Annotated in this window: 12 protein-coding genes and 1 pseudogene; 3 read left to right on the forward strand and 10 right to left on the reverse strand. The window is 71.7% G+C overall.

Features of this window, described 5'->3' with window-relative positions; genetic code table 11:
• Positions 1–161: 161 nt before the first annotated feature.
• Positions 162–2,030, reverse strand: coding sequence for an endonuclease/exonuclease/phosphatase family protein (locus ACFXOM_RS05780; RefSeq protein WP_385037066.1), 1,869 nt, complete (start codon positions 2,028–2,030; stop codon positions 162–164).
• A 211-nt stretch (positions 2,031–2,241) separates the two neighbouring features.
• On the opposite strand from ACFXOM_RS05780, the gene ACFXOM_RS05785 reads away from it, so the two are divergent.
• Positions 2,242–3,741, forward strand: a complete 1,500-nt coding sequence (locus tag ACFXOM_RS05785; protein WP_384935672.1) for a hypothetical protein — start codon at positions 2,242–2,244, stop codon at positions 3,739–3,741.
• 237 nt (positions 3,742–3,978) lie between these two features.
• Here ACFXOM_RS05785 and ACFXOM_RS05790 read toward each other — a convergent pair whose 3' ends face one another.
• Together ACFXOM_RS05790 and ACFXOM_RS05795 are read right to left on the reverse strand one after the other, a co-directional pair.
• Positions 3,979–5,160 carry a TerD family protein gene (locus ACFXOM_RS05790; RefSeq protein ID WP_384944802.1) on the reverse strand — a complete coding sequence of 394 codons (1,182 nt, stop codon included), beginning with the start codon at positions 5,158–5,160 and terminating at the stop codon, positions 3,979–3,981.
• Between the two features lie 411 nt (positions 5,161–5,571).
• Entirely contained in the window at positions 5,572–6,768 is a 1,197-nt protein-coding gene (locus ACFXOM_RS05795) for an MFS transporter (protein WP_385037068.1), read from the reverse strand.
• 281 nt (positions 6,769–7,049) lie between these two features.
• Here ACFXOM_RS05795 and ACFXOM_RS05800 point away from each other — a divergent pair, with 281 nt between their 5' ends.
• Positions 7,050–8,471 carry an NCS2 family permease gene (locus ACFXOM_RS05800; RefSeq protein WP_384935665.1) on the forward strand — a complete coding sequence of 474 codons (1,422 nt, stop codon included), beginning with the start codon at positions 7,050–7,052 and terminating at the stop codon, positions 8,469–8,471.
• Here ACFXOM_RS05800 and ACFXOM_RS05805 read toward each other — a convergent pair.
• The 7 genes and pseudogenes from ACFXOM_RS05805 to ACFXOM_RS05835 all read right to left on the reverse strand — a co-directional run bounded on the left by ACFXOM_RS05805 (position 8,426) and on the right by ACFXOM_RS05835 (position 14,739).
• Positions 8,426–8,881, reverse strand: coding sequence for a hypothetical protein (locus tag ACFXOM_RS05805; RefSeq protein ID WP_384935664.1), 456 nt, complete (start codon positions 8,879–8,881; stop codon positions 8,426–8,428). The genes ACFXOM_RS05800 and ACFXOM_RS05805 overlap by 46 nt on opposite strands.
• Before the next feature lie 79 nt (positions 8,882–8,960).
• On the reverse strand, positions 8,961–10,406 hold the full coding sequence (locus ACFXOM_RS05810; RefSeq protein WP_384935661.1) for a peptidoglycan D,D-transpeptidase FtsI family protein: 1,446 nt from the start codon (positions 10,404–10,406) through the stop codon (positions 8,961–8,963).
• 124 nt (positions 10,407–10,530) lie between these two features.
• The gene (locus ACFXOM_RS05815) at positions 10,531–11,184 is read right to left on the reverse strand and encodes a response regulator (protein ID WP_384935658.1); all 654 of its coding nucleotides are present in this window, start codon (positions 11,182–11,184) and stop codon (positions 10,531–10,533) included.
• Positions 11,181–12,431 (reverse strand): sensor histidine kinase, encoded by a 1,251-nt coding sequence (locus ACFXOM_RS05820; protein ID WP_384935655.1) that lies wholly within the window; start codon positions 12,429–12,431, stop codon positions 11,181–11,183. The genes ACFXOM_RS05815 and ACFXOM_RS05820 overlap by 4 nt, the downstream gene beginning before the upstream one ends.
• Entirely contained in the window at positions 12,428–13,213 is a 786-nt protein-coding gene (locus ACFXOM_RS05825) for a hypothetical protein (RefSeq protein WP_385037071.1), read from the reverse strand. The genes ACFXOM_RS05820 and ACFXOM_RS05825 overlap by 4 nt, the downstream gene beginning before the upstream one ends.
• Before the next feature lie 254 nt (positions 13,214–13,467).
• Complete coding sequence (locus tag ACFXOM_RS05830) at positions 13,468–13,938, reverse strand: GNAT family N-acetyltransferase (RefSeq protein ID WP_384935650.1); 471 nt, start codon at positions 13,936–13,938, stop codon at positions 13,468–13,470.
• Positions 13,938–14,739 (reverse strand): annotated as a pseudogene (locus tag ACFXOM_RS05835) (IclR family transcriptional regulator). The gene ACFXOM_RS05830 and the pseudogene ACFXOM_RS05835 overlap by 1 nt, the downstream one beginning before the upstream one ends.
• 117 nt (positions 14,740–14,856) lie before the next feature.
• Here ACFXOM_RS05835 and ACFXOM_RS05840 point away from each other — a divergent pair.
• Complete coding sequence (locus ACFXOM_RS05840; protein WP_385037073.1) at positions 14,857–16,389, forward strand: aldehyde dehydrogenase (NADP(+)); 1,533 nt, start codon at positions 14,857–14,859, stop codon at positions 16,387–16,389.
• The last annotated feature ends 4 nt before the right edge of the window (positions 16,390–16,393 follow it).

Genomic DNA, 16,393 nt, shown 5'->3' on the forward strand with positions numbered 1-16,393 from the left:
CCGCCCCTCCCATAGGGAGTTCACCTGGTTCTCTTTGGGGGAAAAGGGGAAACAAGCATGAAACCGCAGGTCCCCCCCCTGGGTTGTTCCCCGCGGGAACCCACCTCTCCTCCCCCCTCTGGGCCAACCCCCCCCCCCACGGTTCCCGGGGACGCCGGGAGCTACGGCTTGAAGCGCAGCAGCTGCGGGTCGTGGTCGCTGTTCTGGTCGGCGAACTCCGCGTTGATGTGCACGCTGTCGTAGCTGAAGCGGCGGATCGACGGGCTCACGAGGATCTGGTCCAGCACCTGGCTGTTGCCCTGGTAGACGTAGCTGTAACGCTCCTTGCGCGGCAGGGACTTGATGGCCGAGTACAGGGCGCCGCCGTCGGTCAGCGCCTTCGCCGTGTCCGAGAACTCGAAGTCGTTGATGTCGCCGAGCGCGACGACGTCCGCGTTGCGCTGGACCTTCAGGATGTCCTTGACGAAGGAGTTCACGGCCTGCGCCTGCTGGATCCGCTTGACCTCCGAGGAGCGGACCGGCGGCTGGTGCTGCGAGGCCAGCCCCTCGTCCCCGCCCTTGGAGCCGAAGTGGTTGGCGATGACGAAGACCGTTCGGCCGCGGAAGACGAACTCTCCCGCGAGCGGCTTGCGGCTGTTCTCCCAGGCGGTGTTCGCCGGGTCGACGCGGCCGGGGGAGAAGGTGAGGGCGGCGCGGCCCTTCTCGCGCACGACGCCGGTCGCGGTGGTCGCGTTCCCGCCCGCGCGGTCGGTGAAGGACACGCGCTCGGGGTTGAAGAGGAACACCTGGCGGATGTTGCCGCCGGGCTGTCCGCCGTCCTTGTTGTTCTCCGGGTCGATGGCGCGCCAGTCGTAGGACGGACCGCCGGCCGCGGCGATCGCGGCCGTGAACTTCTTCAGCGTCTCGTCCGCCGCGACCGTGCCGTCGTTCTTCGCGCCGTTGTTGTCCTGGATCTCCTCCAGGGTCAGGATGTCAGGTGAGGCGAGGTTGTCCACGACGGCCTTGGCCAGCGCGTCGAACTTCTCCTGGGGGTCGGTGGGGTCCAGGTTCTCCACGTTGTACGTGGCGATCGCGAGCTCGCCGCGGCGCTGCGCACGCGCCTTCTCCGGCTGGACCCCGCACGGGTCGACCGTGCCGAGGGTGCGCGCGGTGATCGTGTAACCGCCGAACTGGTTGAAGTCGAGCGGGCCTTCCGTGGTGCCGGTCAACACGTCGCCGACGTTCGCCTTCGGGAAGGGCTGCTGGGCGAGCGGGATCAGCGACTGGATCTGCAGCCGGCCGGTGTTCTGCGAGGTGTAGGACCCGTAGAGCGTGCCGCCGCGCCGGGTCGGGTGCTCCTTCGGCTTCACCGTGACCCACAGCTCGTTGTACGCGTTGGTGGCGCCGACCACGCGCGAGGTGCCGATCCGGACGTTGCTGCCCTCGATCGACTCGAAGTAGTCCAGCGCGTACGAACGGGGCTTGAGCGGCAGCGCGTTGATGCTGTTCGCGGCGGCCGGGTCCCCCTCCGGCGCGTACGCCGACGGAACGGACCGGGCGGAGATGACGACCGGGGCGGGCAGCGCGTTGCCGGAGGAGACCACGGTGATCGCGGGCTTGGAGATCTGGGTGATCGACTGGTTGCCGGAGTTCAGCCCGCCCGGGACGTACTCGCCGACCGTGCCGGACACCTTCACGGCGTCGCCGACGGCCACGGTGGGGGTGGAGCCGGTGTAGACGAAGATGCCCTCGCTGGTGGCGGGATCGGCGTCGGCCTGCGGGTCCTGGAACCAGAAGCCGCGGGACGAGCCGTACGAACGCACACCGATGACGATGCCCTCGACGTCCTTGACCTGCTGACCGACCAGCGGGGAGGTGCGCGTTGTGCCCTGGATGTCGTGGATGCGGGTGCCTGCGGGCGCCTCGGCGCCGGCTGCCGCGGTGGACGTACCGGCGAGGAGCCCGGCGGCCAGTGCGGAGGCGACGACGGCCGCGACGGCGTGGGAGCCTCCCCCGCGCAGGGAGGGGAAGGATCTCAGTATGGAAGGCATGACGGAGTCTCCGAAGTGAGGGTGTGAGGGGTGGTGCGTAGACCCGACAGAAGATCTACGCGCGTCAATGTCGTGTGTGTACACAGGTGTTGTCAAGGGGTGTCGGGTGTACGGGCGTTGACGGGTGCGTGAACCGGAAGGCATCGGGCGAAATGCGTCTACGCTGGGGGCCGCCGGAGCCGGTACCCACCGACCAGAGGAGAACCGCCAGATGCCAGGAGACCGCCCCGCCGGACGCCCCGACCTGCCGCCGGCGCGACTGCACTCCGACGCGGAGCTCGCACGGGAGGCGCTAGGCACCCCGCTGCTGGCCAGGGCCGTCAGGCTCGCCCGTTGGGCCGGACCGGAGACCAGGGTCGGGGCGGGCGGCGAACTCGTCGACGAACAGCTGCCCGCAGCGGCATCGGCGTTGGGTCTCGCAGCGGACGAGGACGGCGCGGCCTACGCGAGCGAGGCCTGGCGCATCGCCGTGGACACCGGGCTCATCGAGGTCGTCGACCCGGAGGACGACGGCGACGGCCCCGGGACCGTCGCCACGGGTGACAACCTCCCGCTGGTCACCGGCGGCAGTCCGCTGGACGTGCTCGCGCTCTGGCAGGACGCCTTCGAAGCGGTGTTCGCCGATGCGATCGCGCCGGTACTGGACGATCTCAGCGACGTCATCGACGGCGACGGGGGCATCGACTTCGACGCGCTCGACTGGGACCCCGAGGCGGAGAGCGAATTCCTCGACGGGGTGCTCGGCAACCTCTACCTCCTCACGGTCACCGAAGCCGCGGTGACGGGGCACGCCCCCGCCGAGGCGTTCGGTCAGGAGGGCGCGCCGGTGCCCCTGCCCGCGCTGGCGGCATCCATGATCGTGCCTGATGACATGGGCGAGCCCACCGACGAGGTGCTGGAACAGGTGTCCGACGCCATGATGCGGCTCGACGACCAGTTCCGGCTGCTGGAGCCGATCGGCCTCGTCGAGTACCAGCCCGTCGACGAGTCGCTGATGGTGGAGGAGGGCGGGGAGCCGACACACTCCGCGTCGGCCGATGAGGAGGACGTCACCCGGTACGGGATGGTGAAGCTCACCCCCCTCGGGTTGTACGGCGTACGGGCCCGGATGCTGGAGGGGGGCGTCACGGCTCCCGCCGTGGGTGACCTCGCGGACCAGGACGCGGACGCGCTGCTCGCCGGCGTCGCGCACTACCCGGATACGGCGGCCCGCGCGGAGACGCTCGAGTGGTTGGCCGTGCGAACCCCGTCCGCTGCGGCCGCGGAGCTCCTCGCCGCCGCGCGGGGTGCCGACCCCGGAGCACCACTGCGGCGGCTGCACTGCCAGCAGGCCCTCTCGCTCGTGGGCGGGGACGCCGAGCCGGCCGTGCGCGAGGTCCTCGACGACCGTGAGTTGGGCGGCCTCGCGCGGGTCTGGCTCGCCGAGCACGGCGCAGCCGACGTCCCGGCGCCGCCGGAGGCGATGATCTTCTGGCTCGCCATCGACACCATCGCCGCCCAACTCGACGCGGAGGGGGACCTGGAGGAGCTCAAGGGCCTCGTGGAGGGCCTCGTGGGCCGGCACGGCGGATTCTTCGACGCGGCCTGGAGGGTGGACCATCCCGCCACGGCTGACGTCCTGGAGGCGATGGGCCGCCTGCACCGGGACAAGAAAACGGCGAAGGAGGCCCGCAAGGCGGCGTTCAAGGCCCGGTCCAAGCGAGGGAGTTGAGGCAGCGGGCGGGCGTGGGCGCGCGGACGGGCCGGCGGGCGCCGGGGCCACCGCGGGCCCGGCCGGGCTGCCGCGACTCCCCGACGCGTGACGAACGCGGCCGTCTCACCGATGCCGCCTCCCCGGCCGGGCTGCCGGAGGCGGGACGGGACGTCCGGGTGGCTCTGGGCACAGGACTGGGCACCGCCCCGTAGGAGGTACGGCCCGGCCGCCTCGTGGGCGGCCGGGCAGCGGCCGTCAGAGTGCCTGGGCCGCCGGCTTCACCATCCCGCGGACCGTGCGGGACTTCACGAAGTCGCCCATCGCCGTCATGTCCCACTCGCCGGAGAACTGCCGGATGAGCTTGGCCATCATCACCCCGGTCTGCGGTTCGGCGCTCGTCAGGTCGAAGCGCACCAGCTCCTCGCCCGTGGTGGCGTCGATCAGTCGACAGTACGCCTTCGCGACCTCGGTGAACTTCTGGCCGGAGAAGGAGTTGACTGTGAAGACCAGGCCCGACACCTCGGCGGGGAGACCGCCCAGGTCCACGACGATCACCTCGTCGTCGCCGGCGCCTTCGCCGGTCAGGTTGTCACCGGAGTGCTTGATCGCGCCGTTGAGGATGGACAGTTTTCCGAAATAGCAGCTGTCCAGATGGTTGCGCTGCGGACCGTAGGCGATCACGGATGCGTCCAGGTCGATGTCCTTGCCGCGGTAGGCGGGTTCCCAGCCGAGGCCCATCTTGACCTGGGAGAGCAACGGACGGCCGCCCTTGACCAGGGACACGGTCTGGTTCTTCTGCAGGCTGACCCGGCCCTTGTCCAGGTTGATCTTCCCGGAGCCGGGGGCCGGTGCGGCGGCCGCGGGCGCGGGCGGTGCGGGGACACGGGGATCGGCCACCGCGGTGGTGGCCGGTGCCGGAGTCGGTGCCGGTGCCGCGGCGGGCTCCTCGTCGACCGAGACGCCGAAGTCGGTGGCGATGCCCGCCAGTCCGTTCGCATACCCCTGGCCCACGGCGCGGACCTTCCAGGCTCCGTTGCGCAGGTAGACCTCGACGACCACCAGCGCCGTCTCCGCGCCCAGACCCGGCGGGGTGAACGTCGCGAGGGTCGAGCCGTCGTCGGCGTTGCGGATCGTCGCCGTGGGCTCGATGCCCTGGAAGGTCTGGCCCGCTGCGTCCGGACTGGCCGTGACGACGATCTTCTCGATGCCGGCCGGGACGGCCGTGGTGTCGATGAGGATCGCGTCGGGCGCCGTTCCTCCGCCGGACCGGTGGGTGACACCGGGGCCGGTCGGCTGGTTGTAGAAGATGAAGTCGTCGTCGGAGCGCACCTTGCCGTCGGCGGTGAGCAGCAGGCCCGATACGTCGAGCCGCACCGGAGCGTCGACGTCCACCGCGACGCGCGCGACGGCCAGGGGAGTGTTCGAGCCGGGGGTCATAGCTGTCATGCCTGGGGTAACGAGCGGCGCGGCTTTGCCGTTCCCTTACCTTTGGGTCGAACATTCAACCGAATTTCGCCGTCCGCTTCCGTGCCTCCGCCTCCCTCCGGCCGGACCGGTTCCACGGGTGCTCGCGAGGCGTCCGCTCGTTCCCGAAGCGGTGGGAGCGGTCCACCGGGCCATGAACGGAGCCGTGCGTCCGCGGCATCCGCCTCGGCGAGGAGCGTCCCCGCCCGTACGCCGCGCGGGGTGGCAGCGACACGGCCCCGCTGGGTGATGACGACGGTGGCGTCGCGACGCTGCCGGGCGTCGACCGGGAGGATGGGGGGCGTGGCCGCGTCCTGCCCGAGCCCCCGGGCACGTGCACGGACAACCGGATCTCGCCGGGCGGCGGACGGGACCGTGCCGGGATCAGGAGCGCACCGCCCCCACCGGGCCGGTCGCCAGGAGGAGACCGGCCGTCACGAGCCCCGGCAGGCTCATGAGCGGCAGCAGCACCCGTACGTCGACCAGGGCGACCAACCCCGCGCCGAGCGCCAGAGCCACGGCGTTCGGCACGAACAGGAACGTCTGCGCGGCTGCCGCAGTACGGCCCAGCACCTCGGGCGGAGTCTCGCGCTGCACCGCCGTCATCGCCGCGATCAGAACGCACGGCAGGCCCAACCCGACCGCCGCACTACACAGCACGGCGGCGGGGTCGTACGGGAGCGTCCGCAACGCCACGGCGACCGAGAACAGGGCCATCCCGCCCGCTGCGAAGACGGGCCCCGGCAGCCTGCGCAGCAGTGGACCCGCGACCAGGCCGGTCACCACGGAACCGGCGCCCTGCGCGGCGTACAGAACTCCCAGGAACGCGGGTGGGCGGCCGAGCACCCGGTCCACCACGGCGTAGCCGAGCGCCCCGTTCAACCCGGCGAGCAGCATCGTCGCACCGCCCGCCAGCAACAGCGGGCGCAGCACGGGGGAGTGCCACAGCAGCCGTGAGCCCCACGCGGTACCGCCCGCAGCCCGCCCGGAGCGGGCGGGCCGCTCCTCGGATATCCGCAGCAGCAGGAAGATCCCCGCGGCCAGCGCGAACGTCGCAGCGTCGAGCACGGCCACCGATGCACCTCCGAAGCGGGCGAACAGCGCCGCCGCGGTGAGCGGCGCCACCAGCTTCACGCCTTCGTTCACGGCCATCCGCAGTCCGTTGACGTCGCCGAGCCGCGTCGTGTCGACGGCCGCCGCGAGCAGGGCCGACTCCGCCGCCTCATGGATGCAGCCGCCCACTCCGTACGCCAGGAGCACACCGAACAGCAGCCACACCCGGTCGGCGGAGTCGACGAGGAGCAGCAGCAGAAGCAGGATCGCCATCACGGTGTTGACCACGACCAGCAACGGCCGTCTGAGCGTGCGGTCGACGACCTTTCCCAGCAGCGGCCCGGCGAGCAAGGGAGCCCAGAGCGCGAAGGCGGTCAACGCCGCCAGGCTGTCCGAGCCTGTCAGCGACTTCACCCAGATGCCCGCCACCAACCACATCGCCGTGCTTCCGAATCCGCTGGCGAGCACCGCCGAGAGGTACAGCCCCGCATTGCGCTCCCGGAACACCCGGAACACTGCGACGTCCACTGCCCGTCCCCTTCCGTCTGCGTGGTGGGCCATCGTGGCAGCGTGAACCGCGTCGGCGGATGGGGCAGTTGACCTAGCAGACCGCCCGCCGCCTCCCTAGTCCGTGCGGGTGGGCGGCGGATGCGGTGCGCACGCGGCCCCGGTGGGCGGGGGCGGGTGGAGGAGCCCGGCCGACGTAACTCTGCGGTCACGTAACGCGCCGAAAACCTGCACGGCCTCCACGGCAGGCACAATCCAGCCAACCGAGCGAGTGTGAATCCGTCACCCGTCGAGGAGAGCCCATGCCGGGACCGCAGGGACACAGCGTCGTCGACCGCTTCTTCAGAATCAGCGAACGCGGGTCGACCGTCGGGCGCGAGGTCCGGGGAGGCTTCGCCACGTTCTTCACGATGGCCTACGTCCTCGTGCTCAACCCGATCATCCTCGGCGGAGCCGTGGACAAGTTCGGCCACCACCTGTCCGGTGCCCAGCTCGTCACCTCCACCGCGCTCGTCGCCGCCCTGATGACCGCGGTGATGGGGGTCGGGGGCAACCTGCCGCTCGCCATCGCCGCCGGTCTCGGTCTCAACGCCGTCGTTGCCTACCAGCTCGCCCCGCTGATGAGCTGGCCCGATGCGATGGGTCTCGTGGTCATCGAGGGCATCGTTATCTGCGCCCTGGTCGTCACGGGGCTGCGCGAGGCCGTCATGCACGCGATCCCGCAGCAGCTGAAACAGGCCATCAGCTGCGGCATCGGGCTGTTCATCGCGTTCATCGGCTTCATCGACGCGGGCTTCGCCAGCCGCATCCCGGGCGCCACGGGCTCCGTCCCGGTGCAGCTCGGTGCGACCGGGCAGCTGTCGGGCTGGCCGGTACTGATTTTCTGTCTCGGCGTCCTGCTCACCATCTCGTTGATGGTCCGCAAGGTGGGTGGCGCGATCCTCATCTCCATCGTGGTGATGAGCGGATTCGCGATCCTCGTCAACGAGATCGCGGAGATCGATCCGAAGGAATGGGGGTTGACCGTTCCCAGCGTCCCGGAGGGCATCGTGTCAGCACCCGACTTCGGGCTCGTCGGGGAGTTCAGCCTGTTCGGTGCGTTCGAGCAGACCGGCATCGTCACCCTCGTCCTGCTCCTCTTCACCCTGCTGCTCAGCGACTTCTTCGACACGATGGGCACCGTCGTCGGCGTGTCCAACGAGGCCGGACTGCTGGACGAGAACGGGAACGTCCCGCACATCGGCAGGGTCCTGCTCATCGACGGTGCCGCGGCGTCCGTCGGCGGTATGGCCTCGGCCTCCTCCGCCACCGCCTACATCGAGTCGGCGGCCGGGGTCGGCGAGGGCGCGCGGACCGGCTTCGCTTCCCTGGTCACCGGCGCGCTCTTCGCCGTCGCCCTCTTCCTCACCCCGATCGCCACGGTCGTCCCGGCCCAGGCCGCCGCCCCCGCGCTGATCGCGGTCGGCTTCCTGCTGCTCGCCCAGGCCCGGTACATCGACTGGGTCCAGTGGGAGATCGCCATCCCGGCGTTCCTGACGATCGCCGTGATGCCCTTCACGTACTCCATCACCAACGGCATCGGCGCGGGGTTCATCTCCTACGTCGTCCTCCAAACGGTGCTCGGTAGGGCCCGCCAGGTGCACTGGCTGCTGTGGGGCACCGCTGCGCTGTTCGTGGTCTACTTCGCGATCGACCCGATCGAGGAACTGCTGGGCGTCCGCTGAGGCACACCGCCCGCCCCGCGGCGGAGGGCCAGGCCCGTCACCACCGCGCCCAGGCCCTCCCACAGACCCACGCCGAGGAAGCCGTACGGTGCCCTTCCGGTGAGTACCGCGGTGGTGAAGACCGCACACGTCAGCAGACGGAACGGCACCGTCCACCGGAAGAAGGCGCGCCAGTCGGACAGGGCAGCCAGGACGTAGTACACGCCCATGTTCAGCGCCGCCATGGAGGAGGCCGTGAGGAAGACCAGCGTGTGGTCCCCCTCTGCACGCCGCGCCCCCGGTACGGGGGCGAAACCCATGACCGTGAGCAGGATGTCGGGGGCGATCAGCCCGATGACACCCATGGCTGCTGCGAGGACGCCGAAGACGCCCATGGTCCATCCGGCCGGGGAGCGGGGCAGGAACTGCACGAAGTCCTCCGAGTACGGCGGAAGTTGAACGTGGAGGACACCTGCATACCGTGCCGCCCCGACCTCGGCGCACCCGGGGTCAGCGCAACGCTGCCTCCATCATCTTCTGGGCGACGGGGGCCGCCAGTCCGTTGCCGCTGACCTCGGAGCGTGCCGCACCCGAATCCTCGATGACCACGGCGACCGCCACCTCCTTGCCGTCCGCGCCCTTCGCGTACGACGTGAACCAGGCGTAGGGCGTCTTGCTGTTGTTCTCACCGTGCTGGGCCGTACCGGTCTTGCCGCCCACCTCGGCACCGCTGATCCTGGCGTTCGTCCCGGTGCCGTCCTCGACGACGGTGACCATGGCGCTGCGCAGCTGCTCGGCGGTGGTGGAGGCCACGATCCTCCTGCCCTCGGCGTCCTCGTAGCTCTGCAGGGTGCCGCCGTCCGCGTCCACGACTTCGGAGACCATGTGCGGAGCCTCCAGGACGCCGTCGTTGGCCAGGGCGGCGGACACCATGGCCATCTGCAGTGGGGTGGCCGTCACGTCGAACTGCCCGATGCCCGTCAGCGCCGTTTGCGCGGAGTCCATCGAGCTCGGGTACACACTCTTGCTGGCGCGGACCGGGACGTCCTGCTCGGCGTCGTTGAAGCCGAACTTCTCCGCCATCGCGCGGACCTTGTCCTGGCCGAGGTCCGCGGCCATCTTGCCGAACACGTTGTTGCAGGAGTACTGCAGTGCGGTACGGATGCTGGCGTTCTCGCAGGGCGCGGACTTGTTCTCGTTCTCCAGCACCGTTCGGGTGTGGGGGAGCGTGTACGGGTCGGGGCTGTCCGTGGGCTCGTCGACCGAGGAGTAACGGCCGTCCTCCAGCGCAGCAGCGGCGACCACCAGCTTGAAGGTCGAACCGGGTGGCAGGGGCTGCCGCAACGCCCGGTTGAGCATCGGCTGCTCCTTGCTGCTGGTGAGACGTTCCCAGGCCTCGCCGTCGTTCGTCCCGCTGATCTTCGACGGGTCGTAGGAGGGGGTGCTCACCATCCCGAGGATCCGCCCCGTCTTCGGGTCGATGGCGACCGCGGCGCCCTTGGTGTCGCCGAGCGCGTCGAAACCGGCCTTCTGCACGGCCGGGTCGATGGTGGTGAGGACGTCGCCGGGGCTGGCCCTCTTCCCGGTGAGCGCGTCCAGCGGGTTCTTCAGCCGGGTGTCGGTGCCGTCCAGGACGTCGGAGTAGATGCCCTCGAGCTGAGTGGAGCCGTACGCCTGCGAGCTGTAGCCGGTGACCGGCGCGTACAGCTCGCCCGCCGTGTAGGAGCGCTTGTACTCGAGGTCGCTGCCCGTCGTTCTCTCCGAGCCGGTGACCGGGGACCCGGCCACGATGATGTCACCGAGCGGCTGCGCGTACTGCGCGATCACCTTCCGTCGGTTGTGCTTCTCGTCCGCGAGGGCCTCGGCCTTGTACGCCTGCACCCAGGTGACCCGCACCAGCAGGGCGAGCACCAGGAGCAGCGCGAAGACCGCGGCGCGCCTGATCGTCTTGTTCATCTCACGGAAGGACGAACGGCGCGGAGGGCTTCGTTCCGCGTACGGGGGTTTCTCAGCGAATCTTCATCCCCGCAGAACGGGCTGCTACGGCTGTGACGACGGGGCCGGCACCCGCGGATTCCGCTCACCCGGGGGTGAGGAAACCCGACTCGTAGGCGATGATCACCGCCTGCGTGCGGTCCCGCGCGCCGGTCTTGGCGAGTACCGCCGCGACGTGCGTCTTCGCCGTCGCCGGCCCGACCCCCATCCGCGCTGCGATCTCCGCGTTCGTCAGGCCCCTCGCCATCAGGCGCAACACCTGCGCCTCCCGGCCCGTCAGCCGGTCCGCCCAGGGCGGCGGAGCCGGGGCGCGCCGGGCGTGCTCGGCAGCCAGCGTGCGCAGCGCCGCCGGGTAGAGCAGCGAGTCGCTGCGAGCGACCAGCCGGACCGCCGCCACCAGGTCCTCGGGGGCCGCCCGCTTGAGCAGGAAGCCTGCGGCGCCGGCACGCAGGGCGTCGTACACGTACGAGTCGTTCTCGAACGTCGTCACGACGACGACGCGCGGGGGTGCGTCCATCGAGCCGAGGATCTGCCGGGTGGCGTCGATACCGTCGATCTGCGGCATCCGCACGTCCATGAGCACCACGTCGGGGCGCTGCTCCCGGGCGACGGACACGGCCTCCGCGCCGCTCGCGGCCTCGCCGGTCACCTCCAGGTCCTGCTCGGCGTCGAGGATGACCCGCAGGGCGGTACGGACCATCCTCTCGTCGTCCGCCAGGACGATCCGGATCCTGTTCATCCGTGACCGCCCCGGGCAGCGCCGCCCAGCGGCAGCCGGGCGGTCAGTCGCCAGCGGCCGTCGACCGGACCCGCGTCCGCGTGGCCGCCCAGCAGGCCGGCGCGTTCGGCGATGCCGCGTACGCCCCGCCCGCCGCCCGGCCGGAGCACCGGCGAGCCGTCCGGCAGCGGGTTCTCCATCAGGATCCGCAATTCCCCGTCCTCCATCGAGACTTGCAGCGACACGGGCGGCGCCCCGCCGTGCCGCAGCGCGTTGCTGAGGCCTTCCTGGACGATCCGGTAGGCGTCGCGGGAGACCCGGTCGGGTGCTGCGGCCGGATCTCCCGTGACCGTGCAGGACACCGCCAGCCCGGAGTGCCGGAGCAGGGTGTCCAGGGCGCCGAGCGTGGGTCCGGCGGCGGGGTCGGACTGCTCCTGCCGCAGCAGTCCGAGCACGGCGTCGAGTTCGCCCAGCGTACGGCGGGCGGTCTCCTCGATCGCCGTCAACGCCTCCCGTACGAAAGCGGGGTCGCGATCCAGCACCCTGCGCGCGGCGGACGCCTGGAGGGTCACCGCGCTCAGTGCGTGTCCGACCGAATCGTGGAGCTCGCGGGCGAGCCGGTTGCGCTGCGCCAGTTCGGCGGCGCGCCGCTCGGCCGCGGCGAGCCGGTCGGCGGGCGTCGGCCCCAGCAGCACCGGGGCCTGCCGTGCGAGCAGGGCCCCGGCTCCCGCCGCGCAGGCGGCGAGCGCCAGGAGCATCGCGCACCCGGCGAACGGAGCGAGCGCGAGGACCCACGGTCGGTCGAGCCACTCGGGTGCGCCGACCCAGCGCCGCAGGCCGGCGGACAACGGCAGCAGCATGGTGGTCACGGCGAACGGCGGCAGCGCCAGGGACGCACCGCTGACCAGCCCGCCCAGGCCCAGGTGGAGGGCGAACCAGCCCGCAGTACGCACTCTGGCCGCCCGGGACTTCGCCGGTCCGTCCGCGAAGCGGTCCGGCGGTACCCCGCACAACGCCCTGGCCGCGGCCACCGACATGGGGCGGGTCAGTGGGAAGGCCGCGGTCAGGGCGGCGAGCGGCAGGGCGACCGCGTACGATCCGAACTGCACCTCGAGTGAGTCACCGAAGGCGCTCCCTGCGCCCGCGAGCGGTCCGATGACGACCGATCCGAGGAGCCAATAGGGCATCAGCAGGGCCCCACCCAGGACCAGGTGGACCCAGCGCAGCACCGTGCGGAGTCCGAACAACGCCCTGCACGCCCGTCTCACGCGGCGCGCTCCCGCAGGAAGGAGACGGTCCCGGCGGCCAGCAGCAGTCCGGTGATCATCCCCACAGCGTAGGTCAGGACCATCAACACCGTGGGTCCTTCCGCTCCCTCGACCCCCGACATCAGCACGGCGATGAGCAGCCAGCCGCCCCAGCAGCCCACCACGCCCGAGCCCAGCCAGCCCAGAGCCAGCGGGAACTTCACCGCCGTCGCTCCTGCGCGCCGGGGACGGAAGGCGAGCACCAGTACGCCCGTCACCGCGGCGGCGACGTACAGGGTGCTCAGCCCCTCCAGGATGTGGAAGTCGGCGGTGTGATGGGCCGTCCGGTCGGCCGGGAGCCCGACCGTCGAGCCCAACGCCCAGAGCAGTCGGACGACCGCGGGGAACGACCCGAGGACGGCGGCGGCCGCCGCGGTCACCCTGATCACCGGCCCAGCCGCAGGCAGATCGGCGACCCGGCCCCGCCACACCCGGCTCCAGCGCTCACGTGCGTACGGCACGAAGAGTCCCGCGAGCGACAGACCCTGGAGGATGAACCCCGTGTAGACGACGCCGAAGACCCACCCGTCGAGGAATCCCTCCGCCCCGTCCGCGACCCCCGAGCCGGTCACGGCCTTCACCGCCGACTGCACCGGGAAGCCGACCGTGATCGGTAGGAGCAGCCCGCATGCGGCCCACATCGGGACGAGGAGCAGACCGGCGGGTACCCGTCTCCCCCAGGACTGGGTGAGCAGCAGCGCGACGTGGGGGCTGGCCGTCGTGGCGAAGCGGGTGCGCGTCATGTCGCCAGGCTTCCGTCCCGCGCTCGGCAGCACCTCCTGCCCGGTGACGACGTTCCTCCGCCGTACGGCGGAGGAGGGCCGGTCCGAGGGGTGGTCGCCCGACGGCGCCGGGGAGACGGTGTGGCCGCAGCGCGGGGGACAGCGGCTTCGCGCACCATGGTGGGGGACCCCGCTCACCGAACGGCCGCCGGGCAGGAACGTGAGCCGCCCGGCGGGCCGGCGGCTACGGTCGCGATCGCGGTCGCCGGGGGTCCTCAACCGGTGAGCGTGAGCACCAGCTCGTCGACCTCCTCGCCGCGGGCGTGGGCGAAGCCGCGGTCACGGCCGGTGACGGTGAAGCCGCACTTGGCCAGGACCCGCAACGAGCTCGCGTTGTCCGCCGCCACCCGCGCGTACAGCGGGCGTTCCACCACGAGCGCGAGCAACGCCCGCAGCGCCGCGGTGGCCACGCCGCCGCCCCAGTGGGCACGGTCGATCCAGTACGTCACCTCCCGCTCGCCAGGTGGCCCGTACACCGCTGCATGACCCGCCGCCACCCCGTCCACGAGTACCGTGCGGTTGACGCCATCGGAGGTCAGTACCCGAGCCCAGTGGGCGTCGAAAGCCGCCCGGTCCGCGGGGTCCTCGGCGGTGAAGGCGGCCATCCGAACCGCCTCCGGGTCCTGCATCAGCGTGAAGAAGAAGTCCAGGTCCTGAGGGTGGACTTCCCGCAGGGCGACGTGCATCAGAGCCTCCTCGTGGCGAGCGCGAGCCGGTCCCGCGCAGCGAACAACGCATCCCTGAACGGCTGTTGGCGCGCGGGAGCCAGCCGGGCCACCGGCACCGAGCAGCTCATCGCGTCCCGGGCGGGCGGGCGTGCGTGCGGTACGGGACGGCGACGCCGAAGCAGCACAGCCCCAGGGTGTTCTCCTCGCGGCCCACGGCGTACCCGCGGACACGGATCCGGTGCAACTCCTCGATCAGCTGCTCCCGGTCCGTGACGGTGCGGCCGGTGGCCGCCGGGGGCTCCTCGGGCAGCAGTGCCCGCACCTGCCCGTCGTCGTGGCCGGCGAGCAGCACTTTGCCGGGACGTGGAGTGGGCGGGCAACCGGCGGCCTGTGCGGGCGAACGGGCGCAACCTGCGCGGGCGAACAGGCGCAAGTGGTGCGACGACTGCCGGGTGGCGAGGCGGACGACGCCCGTCCCGTCGAGGTGCGCGCCGGGCTGACCGTCTCGGCCGTGTCGTCCGACAGTCGGTCCAGTGCGGGCCCGGCCACCGCGACGACCTCGTCCCCGTCGATGGAGGAGGTGCCGACCTGCAGGGCCCGTACACCGATGCCGTACCGCGTGCCGGTCCGGTCGGTCTCGACCCAGCCGGGTTCCACCGGGGTGCGCAACGACATGTACGGGCTGGACTTGGGGTAGCCCACGGCTTCCTGGACGGCGGCGAGCGAATGCATTCCGGGACGTCCCGCGAGGTGCTCGAGCAACTCCGCCGTCTGCACGGCGGACGCGACCCGAGCCGCACCCGGCTCGGCAGCCGTCATGGCCCCCAACCCTTCTTGACCGTGCAGAACGCCCGGAAATAGAGTCCCCACGACCTCACATGTTCATCATCGGGAACTTCGTTCACCATATCGAACGGGTCCGGGGAGGAAGCCGCGGTGGCAGCAGCACCAGTCTGGAGCGTGGACCCCCGCACCGGGAGGCCGCGCGAGCAGGTTGCCGTGGAAGCCACGTCCGAAGAGGTCGACCTCGCGGTACGCACCGCCGAGGCCGCCCGCAGCGCACTCGCCGACCGCACGGTCCGTGCAGCTCTGCTCCGCACCGCGGCGGACCTCCTCGACGAGGCGGGAGAGCACGTCATCGAGGCCGCCGACGCCGAGACCGCCCTCGGGCCGGTCCGGCTGACCGGTGAGCTCGCCAGGACGACAGCCCAGCTGCGGGCCTTCGCCGACATCGCCGAGGACGGCGCCTTCCTCGACGTCCGCATCGACCACGCGGATGCGGATCGCACACCCCCCCGGCCGGACCTGCGCCGCTGGAAGGTGCCCCTCGGCGTGGTCGCCGTCTACGCGGCAAGCAACTTCCCCCTCGCCTTCTCCGTGCCCGGGGGCGACACCTCCAGCGCCCTGGCCGCCGGCTGCCCGGTCGTGGTCAAGGCCCACCCGGGCCATCCGGCCACCTCCGAACTGTGCGTGTCGGTGCTGCGCAGGGCCGCCCAGCAGGTCGGGCTGCCAGAAGGCACCGTCGCTTTGGTCCACGGCTTCGACGCGGGCGTGCGGTTGGTGGGCCATCCACTGGTGGCGGCGGCCGGTTTCACCGGTTCGGTGCGCGGCGGACGCGCCCTGTTCGACGCGGCTGCCGCCCGGCCCGTCCCCATTCCCTTCCACGGCGAACTCGGCTCACTCAACCCGGTGGTGGTCACCCGCGCCGCGGCCGCCGAGCGGGCCGAGGCAATCGGCAGCGGCCTCGCGGGTTCGATGACTCTCGGGGAGGGCCAGTTCTGCACCAAACCCGGATTCGTCCTCGCCCCGGCGGGGGAGGCGGGCGACCGCCTCCTCACCTCGCTGACGGCCGCGCTGAGCGAGACCGAGCCGGGCGTGATGCTCGACCACCGGATGCGGGACGCCTTCGTCGCGGGGGTCGCCGAGCGGGCAGCGCTCGAGGAGGTGGAGGCACCCGTCACTCCGGGCGCCGGCGGTGACCACACCGTGAGCGCCGGCTTCCTCTCCGTTCCGGCGGAGCGGCTCACCAGCGAGGGTCCGCACGACCTGCTACTGGAGGAGTGCTTCGGACCGGTCACCGTCGTGGCGCGGTACGACGACGAGGACGAGATCGGGGACGTCCTCGCCCGGCTGTCCGGCAACCTCACGGCCACGCTCCACCTCTCGGCGCAGGAGGCGCAGGGCGCCGGGGCCCCGCTGCTCGCCGCACTGACCCCGCTCGCCGGCCGGGTGCTCGTCGACGGCTGGCCCACCGGAGTGGCCGTCGCACCCGCCCAGCACCACGGCGGCCCCTACCCGGCCACGACCTCCACGTCGACCTCGGTGGGCGGTACGGCGATCGAGCGGTGGCTCCGGCCGGTCACCTACCAGTCGACGCCGCCCGCCCTGCTCCCGCCCGAGCTGCGCGACGACAATCCGCGCGGCCTCCCGCGGTGGGTCGACGGGTGCCCGGAAGCCCTGCGAGGCTGACCGG

It is taken from the genome of Streptomyces sp. NPDC059169, assembly GCF_042755225.1.
Taxonomy (GTDB): Bacteria; Actinomycetota; Actinomycetes; order Streptomycetales; family Streptomycetaceae; genus Streptomyces.

Excerpts from the sequence above, each read along its gene's own strand:
- ACFXOM_RS05780 (WP_385037066.1), bottom strand. The coding sequence starts at position 2,030 with ATGCCTTCCATACTGAGATCCTTCCCCTCCCTGCGCGGGGGAGGCTCC.
- ACFXOM_RS05785 (WP_384935672.1), top strand. The coding sequence starts at position 2,242 with ATGCCAGGAGACCGCCCCGCCGGACGCCCCGACCTGCCGCCGGCGCGA.
- ACFXOM_RS05790 (WP_384944802.1), bottom strand. The coding sequence starts at position 5,160 with ATGACCCCCGGCTCGAACACTCCCCTGGCCGTCGCGCGCGTCGCGGTG.
- ACFXOM_RS05800 (WP_384935665.1), top strand. The coding sequence starts at position 7,050 with ATGCCGGGACCGCAGGGACACAGCGTCGTCGACCGCTTCTTCAGAATC.
- ACFXOM_RS05810 (WP_384935661.1), bottom strand. The coding sequence starts at position 10,406 with ATGAACAAGACGATCAGGCGCGCCGCGGTCTTCGCGCTGCTCCTGGTG.
- ACFXOM_RS05815 (WP_384935658.1), bottom strand. The coding sequence starts at position 11,184 with ATGAACAGGATCCGGATCGTCCTGGCGGACGACGAGAGGATGGTCCGT.
- ACFXOM_RS05825 (WP_385037071.1), bottom strand. The coding sequence starts at position 13,213 with ATGACGCGCACCCGCTTCGCCACGACGGCCAGCCCCCACGTCGCGCTG.
- ACFXOM_RS05830 (WP_384935650.1), bottom strand. The coding sequence starts at position 13,938 with ATGCACGTCGCCCTGCGGGAAGTCCACCCTCAGGACCTGGACTTCTTC.